This is a genomic window from Dasania sp. GY-MA-18, from assembly GCF_024734385.1.
GTDB classification, from domain to species: Bacteria; Pseudomonadota; Gammaproteobacteria; order Pseudomonadales; family Dasaniaceae; genus Dasania; species Dasania phycosphaerae.
Window position 1 is genome coordinate 168,100 of sequence record NZ_JANHAP010000010.1, and the last position, 16,713, is coordinate 184,812.

Annotated in this window: 13 protein-coding genes and 1 rRNA gene; 5 read left to right on the forward strand and 9 right to left on the reverse strand. The window is 46.7% G+C overall.

Annotated features, from left to right (window positions below; translation table 11 throughout):
- Window positions 1-39 precede the first annotated feature (39 nt).
- Window positions 40-441 (forward strand): CBS domain-containing protein, encoded by a 402-nt coding sequence (locus NO559_RS13190; RefSeq protein ID WP_258332317.1) that lies wholly within the window; start codon window positions 40-42, stop codon window positions 439-441.
- A gap of 119 nt (window positions 442-560) precedes the next feature.
- On the opposite strand, the gene NO559_RS13195 is transcribed toward NO559_RS13190, so the two are convergent.
- Window positions 561-1,241 carry a ParA family protein gene (locus tag NO559_RS13195; RefSeq protein ID WP_258332318.1) on the reverse strand — a complete coding sequence of 227 codons (681 nt, stop codon included), beginning with the start codon at window positions 1,239-1,241 and terminating at the stop codon, window positions 561-563.
- 139 nt (window positions 1,242-1,380) lie between these two features.
- On the opposite strand from NO559_RS13195, the gene NO559_RS13200 reads away from it, so the two are divergent.
- Window positions 1,381-3,342: a DNA topoisomerase III gene (locus NO559_RS13200; protein WP_258332319.1), complete on the forward strand. Its 1,962-nt coding sequence runs from the start codon at window positions 1,381-1,383 to the stop codon at window positions 3,340-3,342.
- Between the two features lie 51 nt (window positions 3,343-3,393).
- Here NO559_RS13200 and NO559_RS13205 read toward each other — a convergent pair whose 3' ends face one another.
- The 4 genes from NO559_RS13205 to NO559_RS13220 form a co-directional block, all read right to left on the reverse strand.
- Window positions 3,394-4,995 (reverse strand): ABC transporter ATP-binding protein, encoded by a 1,602-nt coding sequence (locus tag NO559_RS13205; protein WP_309149077.1) that lies wholly within the window; start codon window positions 4,993-4,995, stop codon window positions 3,394-3,396.
- A 93-nt stretch (window positions 4,996-5,088) separates the two neighbouring features.
- Window positions 5,089-5,973: an ABC transporter permease gene (locus NO559_RS13210; RefSeq protein WP_258332320.1), complete on the reverse strand. Its 885-nt coding sequence runs from the start codon at window positions 5,971-5,973 to the stop codon at window positions 5,089-5,091.
- Window positions 5,970-6,908, reverse strand: a complete 939-nt coding sequence (locus tag NO559_RS13215) for an ABC transporter permease (protein ID WP_258332321.1) — start codon at window positions 6,906-6,908, stop codon at window positions 5,970-5,972. Before NO559_RS13215 ends, NO559_RS13210 begins: the two co-directional genes overlap by 4 nt.
- A gap of 8 nt (window positions 6,909-6,916) precedes the next feature.
- On the reverse strand, window positions 6,917-8,563 hold the full coding sequence (locus NO559_RS13220) for a peptide ABC transporter substrate-binding protein (protein ID WP_309149078.1): 1,647 nt from the start codon (window positions 8,561-8,563) through the stop codon (window positions 6,917-6,919).
- A 190-nt stretch (window positions 8,564-8,753) separates the two neighbouring features.
- On the opposite strand from NO559_RS13220, the gene NO559_RS13225 reads away from it, so the two are divergent.
- Window positions 8,754-9,329 carry a DUF4136 domain-containing protein gene (locus NO559_RS13225; RefSeq protein ID WP_258332322.1) on the forward strand — a complete coding sequence of 192 codons (576 nt, stop codon included), beginning with the start codon at window positions 8,754-8,756 and terminating at the stop codon, window positions 9,327-9,329.
- Between the two features lie 16 nt (window positions 9,330-9,345).
- Here the strand turns inward: NO559_RS13225 and NO559_RS13230 are convergent, their stop codons facing one another.
- On the reverse strand, window positions 9,346-11,961 hold the full coding sequence (locus tag NO559_RS13230) for an EAL domain-containing protein (protein ID WP_258332323.1): 2,616 nt from the start codon (window positions 11,959-11,961) through the stop codon (window positions 9,346-9,348).
- Window positions 11,962-12,290: 329 nt separating this feature from the next.
- On the opposite strand from NO559_RS13230, the gene NO559_RS13235 reads away from it, so the two are divergent.
- Entirely contained in the window at window positions 12,291-13,418 is a 1,128-nt protein-coding gene (locus tag NO559_RS13235) for an aminotransferase class V-fold PLP-dependent enzyme (protein ID WP_258332324.1), read from the forward strand.
- 102 nt (window positions 13,419-13,520) lie between these two features.
- Window positions 13,521-14,651, forward strand: coding sequence for an NADH:flavin oxidoreductase (locus NO559_RS13240; protein WP_258332326.1), 1,131 nt, complete (start codon window positions 13,521-13,523; stop codon window positions 14,649-14,651).
- 4 nt (window positions 14,652-14,655) lie between these two features.
- On the opposite strand, the gene NO559_RS13245 is transcribed toward NO559_RS13240, so the two are convergent.
- The 3 genes from NO559_RS13245 to rrf form a co-directional block, all read right to left on the reverse strand.
- Window positions 14,656-15,027 (reverse strand): response regulator transcription factor, encoded by a 372-nt coding sequence (locus NO559_RS13245; RefSeq protein ID WP_258332327.1) that lies wholly within the window; start codon window positions 15,025-15,027, stop codon window positions 14,656-14,658.
- Window positions 15,024-15,596, reverse strand: a complete 573-nt coding sequence (locus NO559_RS13250) for a hypothetical protein (RefSeq protein ID WP_258332328.1) — start codon at window positions 15,594-15,596, stop codon at window positions 15,024-15,026. Before NO559_RS13250 ends, NO559_RS13245 begins: the two co-directional genes overlap by 4 nt.
- 992 nt (window positions 15,597-16,588) lie before the next feature.
- Window positions 16,589-16,704, reverse strand: a 5S ribosomal RNA gene (gene rrf, locus NO559_RS13255).
- Window positions 16,705-16,713 lie beyond the last annotated feature (9 nt).

Consider the following 16,713-nt stretch of genomic DNA (forward strand, 5'->3'; position numbering starts at 1 on the left):
AACCACCCAAAGCCCAATTAATAACAAGAGGTAGCCCCTATGCTGAAATCGATAGACCTGCGGGATTATATGAACCCCACCCCTATGACTATTAAACCCGACGCCAATTTATTGGATGCCATGGAATTAATTATTAAACACAAAGTATCAGGCCTATGTGTAGTGGATGATCACCACCACCTCGTCGGCGTGCTCTCAGAAATGGATTGTTTAAAAGGTGTGCTCAGTGCCACCTATAATGAAAGCGGGGTAGGTGCTGTTAGCAACTATATGTATAGCGAAAATATTGTCACCGCCAGCCCACAGGATGATATCGTCGACGTAGCGCAGGATATGCTATTAAAAAGCCATCGTCGTCGCCCAGTAATAGAAAACGGTAAACTCGTTGGCCAAGTGACTTGCAGGCGTTTACTGGCTGCCGTTAAAGATTTCCCGCATTAAATTTTAGCCAGCCACTAAGCATATCGATTTCAGCCAATTTTTAGCCTTGCTACCCCACAGCGGGTAGCAATTTAAACCTCAGCTCCCGCGCTACCCTCTTAGGGCTAAGCCCATCGCCATTACAAAGCCCCTAATTTTTGACTCTGTGCATTAGCAGTATCTTGCAGCCAGGCCAACAAGGGCTGCCAGCTTTCAATATCCTTAGCCACCGCCGAGGCAGGCATGTCAAAAATCCCCTTACCCTCTTCGTTGGCTTTTATATATTGCTGGGTATCACGCAGGGTGGCGATAAAAGGTATGCCTAGGGAGTTTAAAAACTTTTCCAAACGCTGGTACACCAAGGTATTTTTTCTAGCGCGGTTAGCTACCACGGCAATGCGGCCATCCTCACGCTTAAACTTACCCTGCAATAATAGCTCGGCAATAAAACGTGCTACTGCATGTATATCAATGGCGGAAGGCAATACCGGTATCAACATGGCATCACATTCCATTAACACCGCTCTAAACTGAATCACATCTAAACCCGAAGGCGTATCCACTATTACCCGTTGAGTATCGCGCTCTGGCCGTATAAACCAGCTGGCAGTCACATGTTTGGGCTGCTTATAGGCGGGGATAATTTGTATGGGCTGAGATTTTTCGGGGCGGCGACTTACCCAAAAAGAGCTGGAGCCTTGGCTGTCATAGTCGATTAACGCCGTCTTCAACTGCTGGGCACAATAATAACTGGCCAAATTAGTGGCCAGCGTGGTTTTACCGGCACCACCTTTGGCATTAACTACTGCAACTCGAAACATGCTTCCTGCTTTTATCATTAGAATATTAGCTAAGTGTAGTCTTAAAAAACTACGCTTGGAATAGCCAGCGCTCTATGAACAAAACTCTAAATAACACCCCACCTAGACAACTGTTTAAACATACAGTAATCTGCCAGCTATGATCCTTTATATAGCCGAAAAACCCAGCCTGGGCCGCGCCATAGCCGACGCCTTACCCCGGCCCCATAAAAAGGGCGAGGGCTGCATTTATGTAGGCAATGGTGATTGCGTGAGCTGGTGTGTGGGCCATTTGTTGGAGCAAAGCCAGCCACAGGCCTATGATCCGGCCTATAAACAGTGGCGCATGGAACACCTGCCCATCATACCCAGCCAATGGCAGCTGCAAGCCAAGGCCAGCGCCAAAAAGCAGTTAGCGGTACTAGGCAAGCTGATTAAACAAGCTCAGCAACTGGTACACGCTGGCGACCCCGACCGCGAAGGGCAGTTGTTGGTAGACCAAGTGTTACACCACTTTAAGGTCAGCGGCAGCAAACTCGCCAGCATACAGCGCTGCCTGATTAGCGATTTAAATACCCCTGCCGTTGCTAAAGCCTTACAGCAATTGCGGCCCAATAGTGAGTTTAAGCCGCTATCTACCTCGGCCTTGGCGCGCTCGCGCGCCGACTGGCTATATGGCATTAATATGACCCGCGCTTACACCTTACAAGGGCGCAAGGTGGGCTATGAGGGCGTGCTCTCGGTGGGGCGGGTGCAAACCCCACTGCTGGGCTTAGTCGTGCAGCGCGACCGCGATATAGAAAATTTTATCGCCAAGCCTTTTTACCAAGTCATCGCCCATATAGAAACACCCCAAGGAGATAGCTTTAAAGCTAAATGGCAACCCAGCCTAGCCTGCCAGCCCTATCAAGACGAAGAGGGGCGTGTGCTGTCAAAACAATTGGCCGAGCATGTAGTGGCCAGCATTAACGGCCAGCCCGCCCTAGTTTGCAGCAGCCGCAATAGCCGTAAGAAACAGGCCGCGCCACTGCCCTATAATTTATCGGCACTGCAAATCGATGCCGCTAAACGCTACGGCCTTAGCGCACAACAGGTGTTGGATAGCTGCCAGAGCCTATATGAACGTCACAAGCTGCTCACCTACCCACGCTCGGATAATCGCTACCTGCCCGCCCAGCACTTGCAACAGGGGCCGGCGGTGCTCGCCGCCATAGCCCATAATAGCGAGGCCCTACAAAGTGCTGTGAGCGAGGCCGACCCCAGCCTCAAAAGCAAAGCCTGGAACGACAGCAAGGTACAGGCCCATCACGCTATCATCCCCACCGAAAAGCGCGCTCAGCTTAGCGCACTTAATAGTACTGAACGTAAGCTGTATGAATTAGTTGCCAGGCAATACATTGCGCAGTTTTACCCACCCCATGAATACAGCGACAGCGAAATACAATTACAAATTGCCGGTGGCCATTTTATTGCCAAGGCCAAGCAAAGCTTGGTCGCGGGCTGGAAAGCTTTATTTGCCAGCGATAACAACAAACAGAAAAAATCAGAGGCGGCACTTAACAGCTCGCTGCCCGCAGTGAAAAAAGGCGAGCAATTACTGTGCAGCCATGGCCAGTGTTTGGAAAAACAAACCACCCCGCCCAAACCGTTTGACGATGCCAGCTTATTAGCGGCCATGACCGGTATAGCCCGCTATGTACAAGACCCAGAACTAAAAAAAGTGTTAAAAGACAGCGACGGCCTAGGCACCGAAGCCACCCGTGCAGGTATTATAGAATTATTATTTAAGCGAGAGTTTTTACTGCGCCAAGGCAAAAGCATACGCGCCAGCGCAGCGGGCAAAGCCCTAATTAACAGCCTGCCCACCACCGCGACCTTAGCCGATATGACAGCCCGCTGGGAAATGCAGCTTAATGCCATAAGCTTAAAAGAACAAAACTACCAAAGCTTTATGCAGCCGCTAGAACAAACACTTAATGCGCTAATTAGCCAAAGCCAAAGTGCCAGCCTTAGCAGCTTGCGAGGGGTTAAAAGTCCAGGTAAAAGCTTTAAGAAAAAAACCGCTAACCGTCACAATAACCATAAAAAAACACGCAACCTTGCTAACAAGCGAGCGGGTTAACCTAGGCTGCCGAATATGACAGCGAGCAGCTTCAACAAACGGATAAGCGGCTTATTCCAACAAGGGTATAGCCGACAATAAACCTTGTGTATAAGGGTGCTGTGGTTGCTGATATATAGCCTCGGTATCGCCCTGCTCCACCAAGTGACCGTGATGCATGACCAGCACTCTGTCGCAGAGGCTGCGTACTACCGATAAATCATGGGAGATAAACAGCATGGTTAAATTATGCTTTTCTACCAGCTCTAAAATCAGGCTTAGTATTTGTGCCTGTATGGTCACATCCAACGCCGACACTGGCTCGTCGGCGATAATTAATTCTGGTTTGGTGGCTATAGCACGGCCTATGGCGATACGCTGACGCTGGCCACCAGAAAACTCATGGGGGTATTTACGCAAACTGCTTCTGGCCAGACCTACATCATCTAATAGCATTAGCACTTGTTCATGCACCGTTTTTTTTGTGGCTAAGCCATGTAGCAATAAAGGTTCGGCTAAGGTATCAAAAACTGTCATGCGCGGGTTAAGCGAGGCATAGGGGTCTTGAAAAATCATTTGCATACGCCTGCGCATTGTTTTTAGCGATTTTGCCGGCATGCCCACTAACTCTTGATCATCAAAACGTATAGAGCCAGCCGTCACTGGTAATAACTGTAATAGCGAGCGCCCCACGGTAGACTTGCCGGAGCCAGACTCTCCCACTAGGCCGACAATCTCGCCACGGTTAATGGTAAAGCTCACATCATCAACCGCTTTATTGAGATTTTTTTTGCGTTTAAACCATGAACCCGAGCGGCTGGCAAAATAGGTTTTTAAGCCACTAACCTGTAATAGTGCGTTAGCACTTTTTGCTTCGCCGCCAACTTTAGCCCCCGAGGGTATAGAGGCCAACAGTTTTTGAGTATAAGCCTGTTGGCTATGTTTAAACACCTCATCGCGGCTGCCCTGCTCTACCTGATCGCCCTGGTACATCACCAACACCTTATCGGCTATATCCGACACCACGGCTAAGTCATGGCTGATAAATAACAGTGCAATATTATGGCGCTGCTGTAGCTCTTTTATTAAGGCTAATATTTGCGCCTGTATGGTGACATCTAAAGCGGTAGTGGGCTCATCGGCAATGAGTAGTTTAGGCTCGGTGATCAGCGCCATCGCAATCATCACCCGCTGACGCATACCACCCGAAAATTGATGTGGGTATTGCTCATAGGCCGCAGCAGGATTTTTAATACCCACCTCATCAAGCACGGCTATAGCCCGCTGGGCTGCTTCGGTGCGGCTGTAGGAACGGTGATAGACCAACGGCTCTATTAGCTGCTCACCCACGGTTAAAAAAGGGTTTAGGCTAGTCATGGGATCTTGAAAAATCATCGCTATATCGCTGCCGCGTATACGGCGCAAAGCAGCTTCATCCATGCTTAATAAATCATGGCCACTAAATAAAGCCGTGCCGCTTTCTATTTTGCCAGGTGGTTTAGGGATTAAATTTAGCAGGCTATAACAACTAACAGACTTACCCGAACCCGACTCGCCCACTATCGCCAGGGTTTCGCCTTTATCTATAGTAAAGCTAATATTGTTAACTGCCTTTACCACGCCATTACGGGTATGAAATGAAACTGTTAAGTTGTTAACCTCTAGCAATGCCATAGTTTTTCCGCTGCGTTTGTTTGAATTAATCTTTTCTCTAGAGACTATTTTCTAGTGGCTAGCAACTAACAGAGGCTAGCCACTAATCTATGCTCAATCTTTGCTAGCCCTTGGATCTAAGGCATCACGTAAGCCATCACCCAAAAAATTTAAAGCAAATAAGGTAATAGACAGCTTTAAGCCGGGGTAAATTAATAACCAAGGGTATTCCTCCATGGTTTCAACACCATAGGAGATGAGTAAGCCCCAAGAGCTTTGTGGTGGCTGTATACCTAAGCCCAAGAAACTTAAAAAAGCCTCTAACAACATAACACTGGGTATGGTTAAGGTGGTGTAGACGATAACCGGCCCCAAGGTATTGGGGATAATATGCCTGCGTATAATAGTCCATGGCCCTAAGCCTATAGAGATAGCCGCCTCTATGTATTCTTGCTGGCGCAGTGACAACACCTGCCCGCGCACTATGCGCGCCATGGTTAACCACTCTACCGCGCCTATGGCTAAAAATAATAACAATATGTTTTGGCCAAATATCACCATCAATAAAATAATAAAGATCATAAACGGCAGAGCGTACAAAATATCGACTAGACGCATCATCAGTGCATCCACTTTACCGCCCATATACCCCGCAACGGCGCCGTAAACCACACCAATCAGCAGGGCCACGGCAGTGGCGATAAAACCTACCATTAGCGATACTCGGCCACCGTACATGATGCGCGTAAGCATATCGCGGCCCAAGGTATCTGTACCCAGCCAGTGTTCCATAGAGGGCGGTGCTGCACCCAGCGCTAAATCTTGTTGTTCATAACCGTAGGGAGCCAGCCATGGCGTTAATAAGGCCAGGATAATTTCCAGTATCAATACCATTAAACCGCATAGCGCTAATTTATTTTTTTGCAGCCTATGCCAGGCATCCTGCCATAGGGAGCTACCCTGCTCAGCCTGCTTGTAAACAGCTATAGCCTCGCTCATGATTCCGCCCCTCCGCTTTGATGACGCAGTTTAGGGTTTATCCAAGTGGCTAAAATATCGGACAATAAATTAAATAGGATTATCGTCACCGAAAAGAAAATAGTCGTGCCCATAATCATGGTGTAGTCGCGATTAAAAGCGGCCTGCACATAAAAACGCCCCAAGCCGGGTATTTGAAAAATCGTCTCCACCACAAAAGAGCCCGCCAACAAACCAGCAAAGGCTGGTCCCAAAAAAGCGATAACAGGCATTAGGCCGCCGCGCAGGGCATGTTTAATTATCACTATGTGCTCGGGTAAGCCTTTGGCTCTAGCCGTGCGTATATAATCTTGCGTCATTACCTCTAGCATGCCGCCGCGGCTAAGCCTGGCTATATAAGCAGCGTAGCTAGCCCCTAAGGTAATAGCCGGTAAAATTTTATCGCCGGGTATATCCCCCCAGCCAGAAATAGGCAGCCATTCCAAGTAAATGCCAAACACTAAAACCAACAGCGGCCCCAACAAAAATGAGGGCATGCATATACCTACCATGGCAACACTCATGGGCACATAATCTTGCGCGGTGTTAGGTTTTAAAGCGGCCACCACACCCGCTAATACGCCAATAATCACCGCCACCAACATGGCATATAAGCCCAGCTCGGCAGTAGTGCCTAAGCTACCAAAAATCATTTCATTGACGCTGCGCCCCGGAAATTTAAAGGAAGGGCCAAAATCACCCTGAGCCAAATCCCCTAAATAAGTAAGGTATTGCTGCCACACCGGTTGATCTAAATGATAGCGCGCATTTAAGGCCTTGATTACCTGTGCCGGCACTGCTCTATCGGCACTAAAAGGGCCGCCGGGAGCAGAGTGTATTAAAAAAAAGGTGGCGGTAATCACTATAAATAAAACCGGTATGGCTTGTAATAGGCGACCACTAATAAATTTCAGCATAAAAAAACCTATGGCTTTATAGCAGAACGGGGTTCCGATTCGGGTTCTAAATACATATATTTAAAATAGAGGGTATCTAATATATTACTGCTTAAACCTTTAACACTGGGATGTACCAAATGCTTACTCACGTAAGTGTATATAGGAATAATAGGCAGCTCATCGGTTAAAATACTCTCGGCCTCTTGAAAGGCGGCGTAGCGTTGCTTTTTAGTTTTAGCACTGGGAGCTACATTTTGTATTAAGTAGTCGAATGTTTTATTAGACCAGCCTGTACGGTTATTACCGCCCCCTGTTAACCACATATCCAAAAAACTATTAGGGTCCACATAGTCACCTATCCATGAGGCTCGTGAGATTTGAAAATTGCCACTGCTCTCGCTATCTAAGTAAACCTTCCAATCTTGGTTATGTATACGCACATTGATATTGAGTTCTTTTTTCCACATTTGCTGTATTGCTACTGCCACTTTGCGATGCTGCTCGTGGGTATTGTAAAGAATTTCGGTCACCGGAAAACCCTCACCATCTTTATAGCCGGCCTCGGCTAATAAAGTTCTAGCGGCGGCCGGATCATAGCGCAACTGACTGCTGGCGGTATAACCCAAGGTATTAGGCGGGGTGATGGTATAGGCGGGTAGCTGCCCCGCTTTTAGCACGTTTTCAACCAGCGATTTTCTATCTATGCTCATAGCCAAGGCCTTGCGCACACGTACATCACTTAAATGCTTTAAGCGAGTATTGAATCGATAAAAGTAGGTACCTAAATAGGGGGATATTTTAATTTGCTGAGGTTTCTCTCGTTGATATACCGCTATTTTTTCTATGGGTACATCATAGGTATAGTGCAATTGTTCGGCTCTAAACATACGCTCTTCGGTAGTAACATTTTCAGTAGGATAAAAATAAATACCGTTTAGCCTAACGGTGCTGGCATCCCAATACTGGGGGTTCTTTTTCACCTTCACCACTTTATTTAAATCCCATTGCTCTAGCATAAAGGGGCCATTGCCAACAAAATTACCGGCACGGGTCCACAAAGTATTAGCCTCACCCGGCTGGCCAAATTTTTCTATGGTGGCTCTATGTACAGGAAACATAGAGTAATGGTCTAACAGCTGTAAAAAAAATGGGGTAGGATGGGTTAACGTCACCTGCAAGCTTAAAGGCGAAATAACTTTCACCCCTACTTGAGAAAAGTCTTGCAGCTCGCCAGTAGCAAAGGCCTCTGCGTTTACTATGGGATAATACATATAAGCATATTGATTACCCAGTTCGGGTAATAAGGCGCGCCGCCAAGACCAGGCAAAATCTTCTGCGGTAAGCGGGTCACCGTTAGACCAGCGTGCTGTTGAGCGTATGTTGAACGTATAGACCCTGCCATCTTCACTCACTGACCAAGACTCGGCAACCGCAGGGATAGGCTCTAGTGTTGTAGGGTTTTTACTCACCAAACCCTCTATTAAAGCCATGATGATATTATGCTCTGGCACACCGGTAACAACATGAGGGTCTAGCTCTTGCGGTTCGGCCGCATTGCCCCAGTGCAATATGCCCTCACGATTCCCCTTGCTAACATTGCTTTCACCACTGCCACAGGCCGTCAGTATTAATAGCAATAAGCACAGCAGGCCATGCTGAGTTTTAAACATCATTAAACACCTTTGTTAATCTCTGTGTAGCTATTTATCTCTAGAGTAGACGCTTAAACGCCCTATGTCCTCAAGCATAAGTGCGCATCATGCCCATGACGTAAGTAAGCCTTGTTGTCAATCATGGAGATTAAGCTAGAATTAGCCTGCACTGAGTTACAGCTCATTAATAATATTGCTTATTCATCTGCTTATGACTAACACGCTTAAACCATTCGCTTTCGCGCTGCCCCTTATTGGGCTATTAAGTGCCTGCCAAAACACCACGACAACACCGGCCCTGCCCTTGGAGCGCCACACCATTACCACTGTTAGCAATACCAGTAGCTACTTTAGGCCTCGCAGCAGTGATGTATTTTCTTGGCAAGGCGACATCCAAGTCATCAATGCTGGCTCAGACTCGCCTGCGCACCAACCTATTAAGCTTATACGCCAAGAGCTAGAGCAGCAGCTACTCCATAAAGGCTATCAGGTAGTAAGCAATCAACAGGCTAGCAATTACTACTTGCAAGGCGTAGTCACTTATAAGCTTCCAAACCAGGATGTTAAGCTGCAACAAAATTACGGCATAGATGCGGGCCTGGGCAGTGATAATAATTCACAACAAAGGGGTAGCTTATTATTAATTATTGCCAGCCCCAGCGGTAGAACCGCTTGGCGTGGCGAGGTACAAATTTACAACGACCCCAGTTTAACAGCCGAGCTACGTAAGCAGCGCCTCACTGCTGCTATTCAGTCTATGCTCGCCACCCTGCCAGCGGCTCAGTGAGAGGCTTATACACTCATTAGATGGTAGCCAAATAGTCACTAAAATACGGGGCTAATTGCTCTGGCTCTACCGGCCGGCCATAGAAATAGCCTTGGCCACGCTCACAGCCTTCCGTCGCTAAAAAATCCTGCTGCTCCTGTGACTCTACCCCCTCAGCAACCACAGCTAAATTTAAGCTGTGGGCCATAGCGATCATTGCCTTGACCAACATGGCGCTTTCGGTATCAGACAGCACGGCATCCATAAAACTTTTATCAATTTTTAACACATCAACCGATAACTTTTGTAGATAACTTAAAGAGGAATAGCCGGTGCCAAAATCATCTATAGCTAAATGCACGCCCATATTGGCAATCGTATCTAGCGAACTTACTAACTCTTCAGAGTTTTCTATAAAAATTTGTTCTGTTAGCTCTAGTTGTATTTTCAAAGGGTTTAGAGAGTAATGCTTTAAACAGTTTTGTAACAGCGAGATAAAATTAGAGTCCCGCAACTGGGCTGGCGACACATTAACCGACATGGATAAATCTAGGCCTTTTTTATGCCATTGCTGCAACTGCTTACAGGCCTGTTCCAATACATAATCCCCCAAAGGTACGATCAGGCCGGTTTGCTCAGCCACAGGGATAAATTCATCGGGAAACACCATACTCCCATCTGGCTTACGCCAACGCACCAAAGCCTCTACCCCCACCATAGCCTGATGCCTTACATTAAAAATAGGCTGGTAAACTAAGAATAGCTCATGATCATTAATCGCCTTGCGCAAGTCTGTTTCCATTTGCAGGGTGGCTTTTAACTTAGCATTCATAACAGGCGCGTAATAACTCAACTGATTGCGACCAGCTCGTTTAGCATGGTACATAGCAGTATCGGCATTCATCATTAACCTTTCATCGCTATCACCATCTTCAGGGTACATAGCTATACCTATGCTTGCCGACAAATAAACTTCGTTATGCTCTAAAGCAAACGGTTTACTTAACTCATTTAAGACACGCTTAGCCACTTGATCGAATAATGGGCTGCCGGTTTCTGCCAATAATAACAATACAAATTCATCGCCACCTAAACGTGCGGCGGTATCGGTTTCTCTAATACTCTTGCGTATGCGCTTGGCAGCCTCCTGTAAAACCTGATCACCAGCACTATGCCCCAAAGAATCGTTTATGTTTTTAAAATGATCTATGTCTATAAACATCAAGGCACAACTAGTTTTGTTCCTAGCGCTAGCTTTTAGCCCCTGTGACAAACGATTTTGAAACAAACTACGATTAGGCAGCTGAGTAAGCTCATCGTAATTTGCTCTATACCAAGCCTCTTGTTCTATCGCTTTTCGCTCGGTCACATCATTGGCACTAAAAATATAACTAGGTTCACTATCGCTACTGACTAAGTGCTGAGCACAAATCACAAACAGCCAGTTAGTTTGGCCTTTGCTATCTGGCACCCTAAACTCATGACCCTTGGGGTTTTTATCCGTCTTGCTGTTTTCAAAAAAGGCTCGCATTACTTCGCGGTCGCGTTCATCAACTAATTCGAATAAAGATAGCTTTTTAATCGAACCGCTCTCATGACCCAGTAGGCTTTTAAAACGTCTATTCGCATAGATGACTTCGGCTAGGTAATTTGTCTCCCAAATTAAAACAGGGGCATCATCTGCCATAGATTGAAAATACTGCTGACTATTTTTTAATAGCGCAGTTTCCAACGTAATACTTTCTACCTTGGAAAAAGTCGCACGAAAACGCCGTAATATAACCCAAGCTAATAATAATGAGCACAGCAGCAATGGCGATGCCCATTGCAGCGACTGTACTAACATAGCCCGACCCGGCAAATCTAAAGCCCAGGTCAAATAGCCCAAAATATTACCTTGCTCATCAGCTATGGGCAGTGAAATATAACCCTCTTTAGCACTTATAGTTTTCGACCACTGAAAATCTAGTAAGCCAGCCTCGCTGGCTATATCACTGCGTACTTCATTAAAGTTACGTATAAATAATAAGCTGGGGCGCGGCCTACCTGTGGCCACTGCTTGCTCGGGCACTTCGCTGGTAATAGCACAAGCAGCTACCAAAAATAGCTCCTCATCACGAGCAACAAAACCATAATAGGCTTGGGGTTCAGCCAGAGGCGAAGCTTGGGTTTTATTAATTAAAGGTTGTAGCATGAAAGGGCTAAAGCCCAAATAATCGCTGGCGGGTGCTTTTTTTCCCCCACTCTCTGCATAAAATGGCTGGTTCTTTACATCCAGCACCAGCACCATGCTCAAACCAAAACTATCAACCAAGTAACTGCGGAAATTATCATTCAGCCAATCTTCATTCTGATTGTTAATAAGGTTGTTTATGCTGGCATCCCACCAGGCAAAATCCCTGGTTTGTACCGCGAGGCTTGTACCTACACGCCGCAACTGGCTTTCAGTAGCACGGATAGACTGCTCTATTTTTTCTTTATCTACGGTATCGGCAAAGTGCCAAAGCAACATAGTGGTTATAGCGATAAAACCTACCGATACCCATAGAAAGGACAACGCTAATTGCCGAATCATCCCCGCTAACTTGCTACCCTCTGCATTGAGCGTAGCGTTAATTGCATTGGGCTTATTCGCTGTGCCGCTATCGGGCATAGAAATAACCTTGTTCAATACGGCTATAGCCACTCTCTCCGTTCATAATTGCCTCCTTCCACTCAACGCCATGCACAGCTATCTTATTGATAAATAAATAATTACTTTAGCAGCTAAGCTTATATTTGCGAGTTCAAAAATCAGCCAATATTGCAATGACTGCTGCCCAACTTAGGGCCAGCTCTACACTGACAAGCTCTATACCCATAAGGCTATTGTCACAACAGTGTTTCCCGCGTTATGGTGGGTAGCAGGCATTTTGGGATGCTACCATGCCTAGTTATAGCCCCTACTAACAACTAAATTTAACTAATAACAAGAGTTTGCTTATGACCTATACATCACAGTCTGTCGATCCCGGCGGCATGCAAGAGTTTTCCGTGGTTTTTACTGATCGATCTCTCAACCATATGTCAAAAAAATTCCAAGCGGTGATGCGCGATATTTCCAGCACCTTAAAAAAGGTCTATAACGCCAAGGGGGTTGCATTAATCCCCGGCGGCGGCACCTATGGTATGGAAGCGGTAGCCCGGCAGTTTGCTAACAATGAAAAATGCTTAGTGGTGCGCAATGGCTGGTTTAGCTTTCGCTGGACTCAAATCTTAGAGATGGGCAACATCCCCTCAGCCACCACGGTTATGAAAGCACGCCCTATAGAAGCCGGGCCACAAGCTGCTTTTGCTCCCTGCCCTATAGAGGAAGTGGTGGCAGCCATTAAAGCTGAAAAGCCCGCGGTGGTCTTTGCCCCCCATGTGGAAACCTCATCAGGTATTATGCTGCCCGATGATTATATACAGCAAATGGCAGCAGCCACCCATGAAGTGGGCGGTTTGATGGTGTTAGACTGTATAGCTTCTGGCTGTATCTGGGTAGATATGGAAGCCAACGGCGTCGATCTTCTTATTAGTGCACCACAAAAAGGCTGGAGCGCCTCACCCTGCAGCGGCTTAGTGATGATGAGCGACAGGGCGCTGGATAAAATAGAAAACACCACTAGCAGCAGCTTTGCCTGCGATTTAAAAAAGTGGAAAGAAATTATGAATGCCTATGAAAACGGCGGCCATGCCTATCACGCCACCATGCCTACTGACTCATTAGTACGCTTCCACGAAATCATGCAGGAAACCGAACAACTAGGTTTTGATAAAGTGAAGCAGCAGCAATTTGCCTTAGCCGACAGCGTTTGCACTGTGCTACAAAGCAAAGGCTTTAAAAGTGTTGCTGCAGCGGGCTTTCAAGCACCTGGCGTTATCGTTTCTTATACCGATGACAGTCTGATACAAAATGGCAAAAAGTTTGCCGACATAGGTGTGCAAATTGCCGCCGGTGTGCCACTGCAATGTGACGAGCCCGCTGATTACTCCACCTTCCGCATAGGTTTGTTTGGTTTAGATAAGCTTAATGATATTGACGGCACCACCGCTAGATTAGAGCAGGCCTTAAACCAAGTCCTCTAAACTTGCCAGCACATAAAAAAACCGGGCTAAGTCCCGGTTTTTTTATAGGCCACTATCCACTAGAATACCCCAGCACTTAACCCCCTGCAGCGAGAACCTGCTATGCCCAAGACCGTATTAGACAGCCTGTTTACTCCCGTTGCCTTCGGTAAGACTGAACTGCCTAACCGTATAGTCATGTCACCCATGTCCAGAGAGCACTGCTTGGGCGGCGTTCCGGATAGCAAGGTAGCGGAGTATTATCGTCGTCGAGTGCTAGGTGGTGTAAGCCTAATTATTACCGAAGGTACCTTTATAGAGCACGAAGGTGCCAGTGCCTACCCCGATAATATGCCGCGCTTTTACGGCAATGATGCACTAGCAGGCTGGGCCAAGGTACTGGACGCCGTGCACCAAGCGGGTGGCAAAATCATCCCGCAGCTGTGGCATGTAGGTGCAGTTAGGCGTCCTGGTGCTGCAGGCCCTAATCCTAAGGCCCCAGGTTACGGCCCCATGGAGATACGCGACAAAGATGGCCAGCTCAAAGTTAAAGCCATGACTCAGGCAGACATAGATGATGTTATAGCCGCCTATGTTAAAGCCGCTCAACAAGCTGAAAGCATGAGCTTTGATGGCATAGAAATTCACGCTGCCCACGGCTATTTAATCGATCAATTTTTTTGGCAACAAATGAACCAGCGCCAAGATCAGTACGGCGGCTCGCTCAGCAACAGAATTCGTTTTGCCTGTGAAATTGTCAGTGCCATACGCGCAGCAGTAAGCAGAGACTTCCCCATCGTGTTTCGTTTTTCACAATGGAAGCAGCAAGACTATAACGCCACCATTGCCGACACACCCGAGGAATTATCCTTAATCACCGGTGAACTGGCAAAGGCTGGTGTAGATATATTTCACGTTAGTACTCGCCGCTATTGGCAAGCTGCATTTGCCAACTCGCCACTAACGCTATCGGCTTGGGTAAAAAAACTTTCTGGTAAACCAGTAATTGCTGTCGGTAGCGTAGGCTTAGACACCGAGTTTGGCTGGGAGCTGTGGAGCCAACCCCAAGAGCGGCATTTATCAAAAGTAGCCAACATCTCTCAACTAAACACGGCGCTAAGCCAAGGCGACTTTGATTTTATTGCTGTGGGTAGAGCCTTAATTGCCGACCCCGAGTGGGCACATAAAATTCGTGACCAGCGCCTAGATGAAATAGTCACCTTTGAACGCAAGTGCTTAGATAGTCTAGTATAACAAGCTATATAGCCTCTATATCCTTAACCGCCTGTAACAGTTCAGGGAAATCAAAAGGCTTTCTAATAACATTATGGGCCCCAAGCATAGAGGCTATTTTTAAGCAGTCTTTACCAAATTCTGCCGTTTCAGGCATGCCTGAAAGTGCGACTATCTTGGTGCCATTGCCTTTATTTACTATATCCCTTATCAATTCATAGCCATCTTTGTTTGGCATAAAGATATCAGTAATGACACAATCGAAATGATTACTAGCCATTAAACGCAACGCTTTATCGCCATCTTCCGCTGACATAACGTCAAAACCTTCATGGCTAAACAGGCTGGTCACAAGAGTACGTAAGGCACTATCATCATCAACCACTAACAATTTCATACTTGTGACCTGCCAGCCATCATCAAGCTCTGGCAATCTGGACATATACCATGGCTGATATATTTTTCCCTATAGTTAGCTGCAAACAAGTCTAATTTATCGATAGCCGCTTCCACCTCTGCCCACTGCTGCCCATCAATCATAAACTTATTACACCAGCTACACATGCACACCTTATGCTGGGGATTAATCGAGTGAGTTGTTTCTTTAGCTAGCTCTAAGGGTGTTCGCAACTCCTGCTTAAGCAGTTGATTACTAAAACTCAACATACCATCAGCCATAGGGCTAATGGACATACTTAAATAGCGTTTACAATTTTGCGAATCACAACGAAAAGGGATTGTTACCAGCTGCTGTTTTTCACGTACCCGCGCAAGCAACAGCTCTGTGAATATTTGCGTTTCCTGTCCATCAATAAAGCTTAATAACGGCTTGTCCATTACTGCATCCAGCTCTATCGCCCAAGCATTTTGCTCTGCAAACTGAATAAAAGATTGGTTAACGGCAACAATGTGATTATTTTTATCTAGCGTGTATTGAAAAAGCTCACTACTACTTTCTGTGACCATTGGCATCCTTCCGTCAACTTACCATTAGCAATTAATACAACATGCAATGCAGCTACGTATATACAAACGAGGTTTTGACTGATATATCGGTACAGACTTAATGGGCGCGCTAGCTTGGCAAGCAAGTCCTCTCCCACATTTTATTATTCATATCTATCAATATGAGATTTACGATTTCAGCTAACGGCGATAAGTTAACATACTACTCGCTTCTTATAATGAACGATTTACCACTTATAAATAAGCCTGATATTCCTCCCTGTTATATCAATACAGCAAAGCTCCTAACACCAAAGCTTAGCTTACAATACTCATTTCTCCACTAATATAGCTATGAGCGATGGTTATTTTTTAATTTATAGCAATAAATTTTGGCTTGGACTGGGTGACAAAGAGCAAAGCAATAATTTAAATCTTTCTAACACGATAACTAAGTAGGTGTAGGGCTGACACCATTAGGAAGGGATTTACTTGCTGCTCACTCAAAGCTGTAAAGCTGACTTACTCGGGGTTGCAAGCGGTGCTGAGCCTGCCCCGCGACTGCAAGGAGTGTTTTGGGTATGCAATTGCTGCGCAAAGCCTTCGGCTCCCCGCCCTCCGCACCTGCGGTGCATGGGTCGTGGGCCTGCCCCATGACTGCAAGGAATGTTTTGGGTACACATGGCAAGCCTTTGGCTTGCTTAACGGGGCAGAAGGTCAACGCATCCACAACATCCCGCAGGGAAGTTGAACGCCTGCTTTATTCAAGGCGGGCCGTAGGCCGAGCGCTTTTCGCGAGTCAAATAAAAAACCCCAGTAGGCAAACCTACTGGGTTGTCAGTGCGGCCCACGCTGTGCTTTGGCCGTTTATTTTGAAGCCTGGCGAGGGCCCAGCCCGCGACCGAAGGGAGTGCTTTGGCTGTGACCGTACGGTCAGCGCCAGCCACTCAACTTTCTACAACGCACACAAAAGAAAACCCCTGCAGGAATTCCTACAGGGGTTTTAAATTAAAGCCTGGCGATGACCTACTCTCACATGGGGAAACCCCACACTACCATCGGCGATGACACGTTTCACTTCTGAGTTCGGGATGGGGTCAGGTGGTACCATGTCTCTATGGTCGCCAGGCAAACTGGC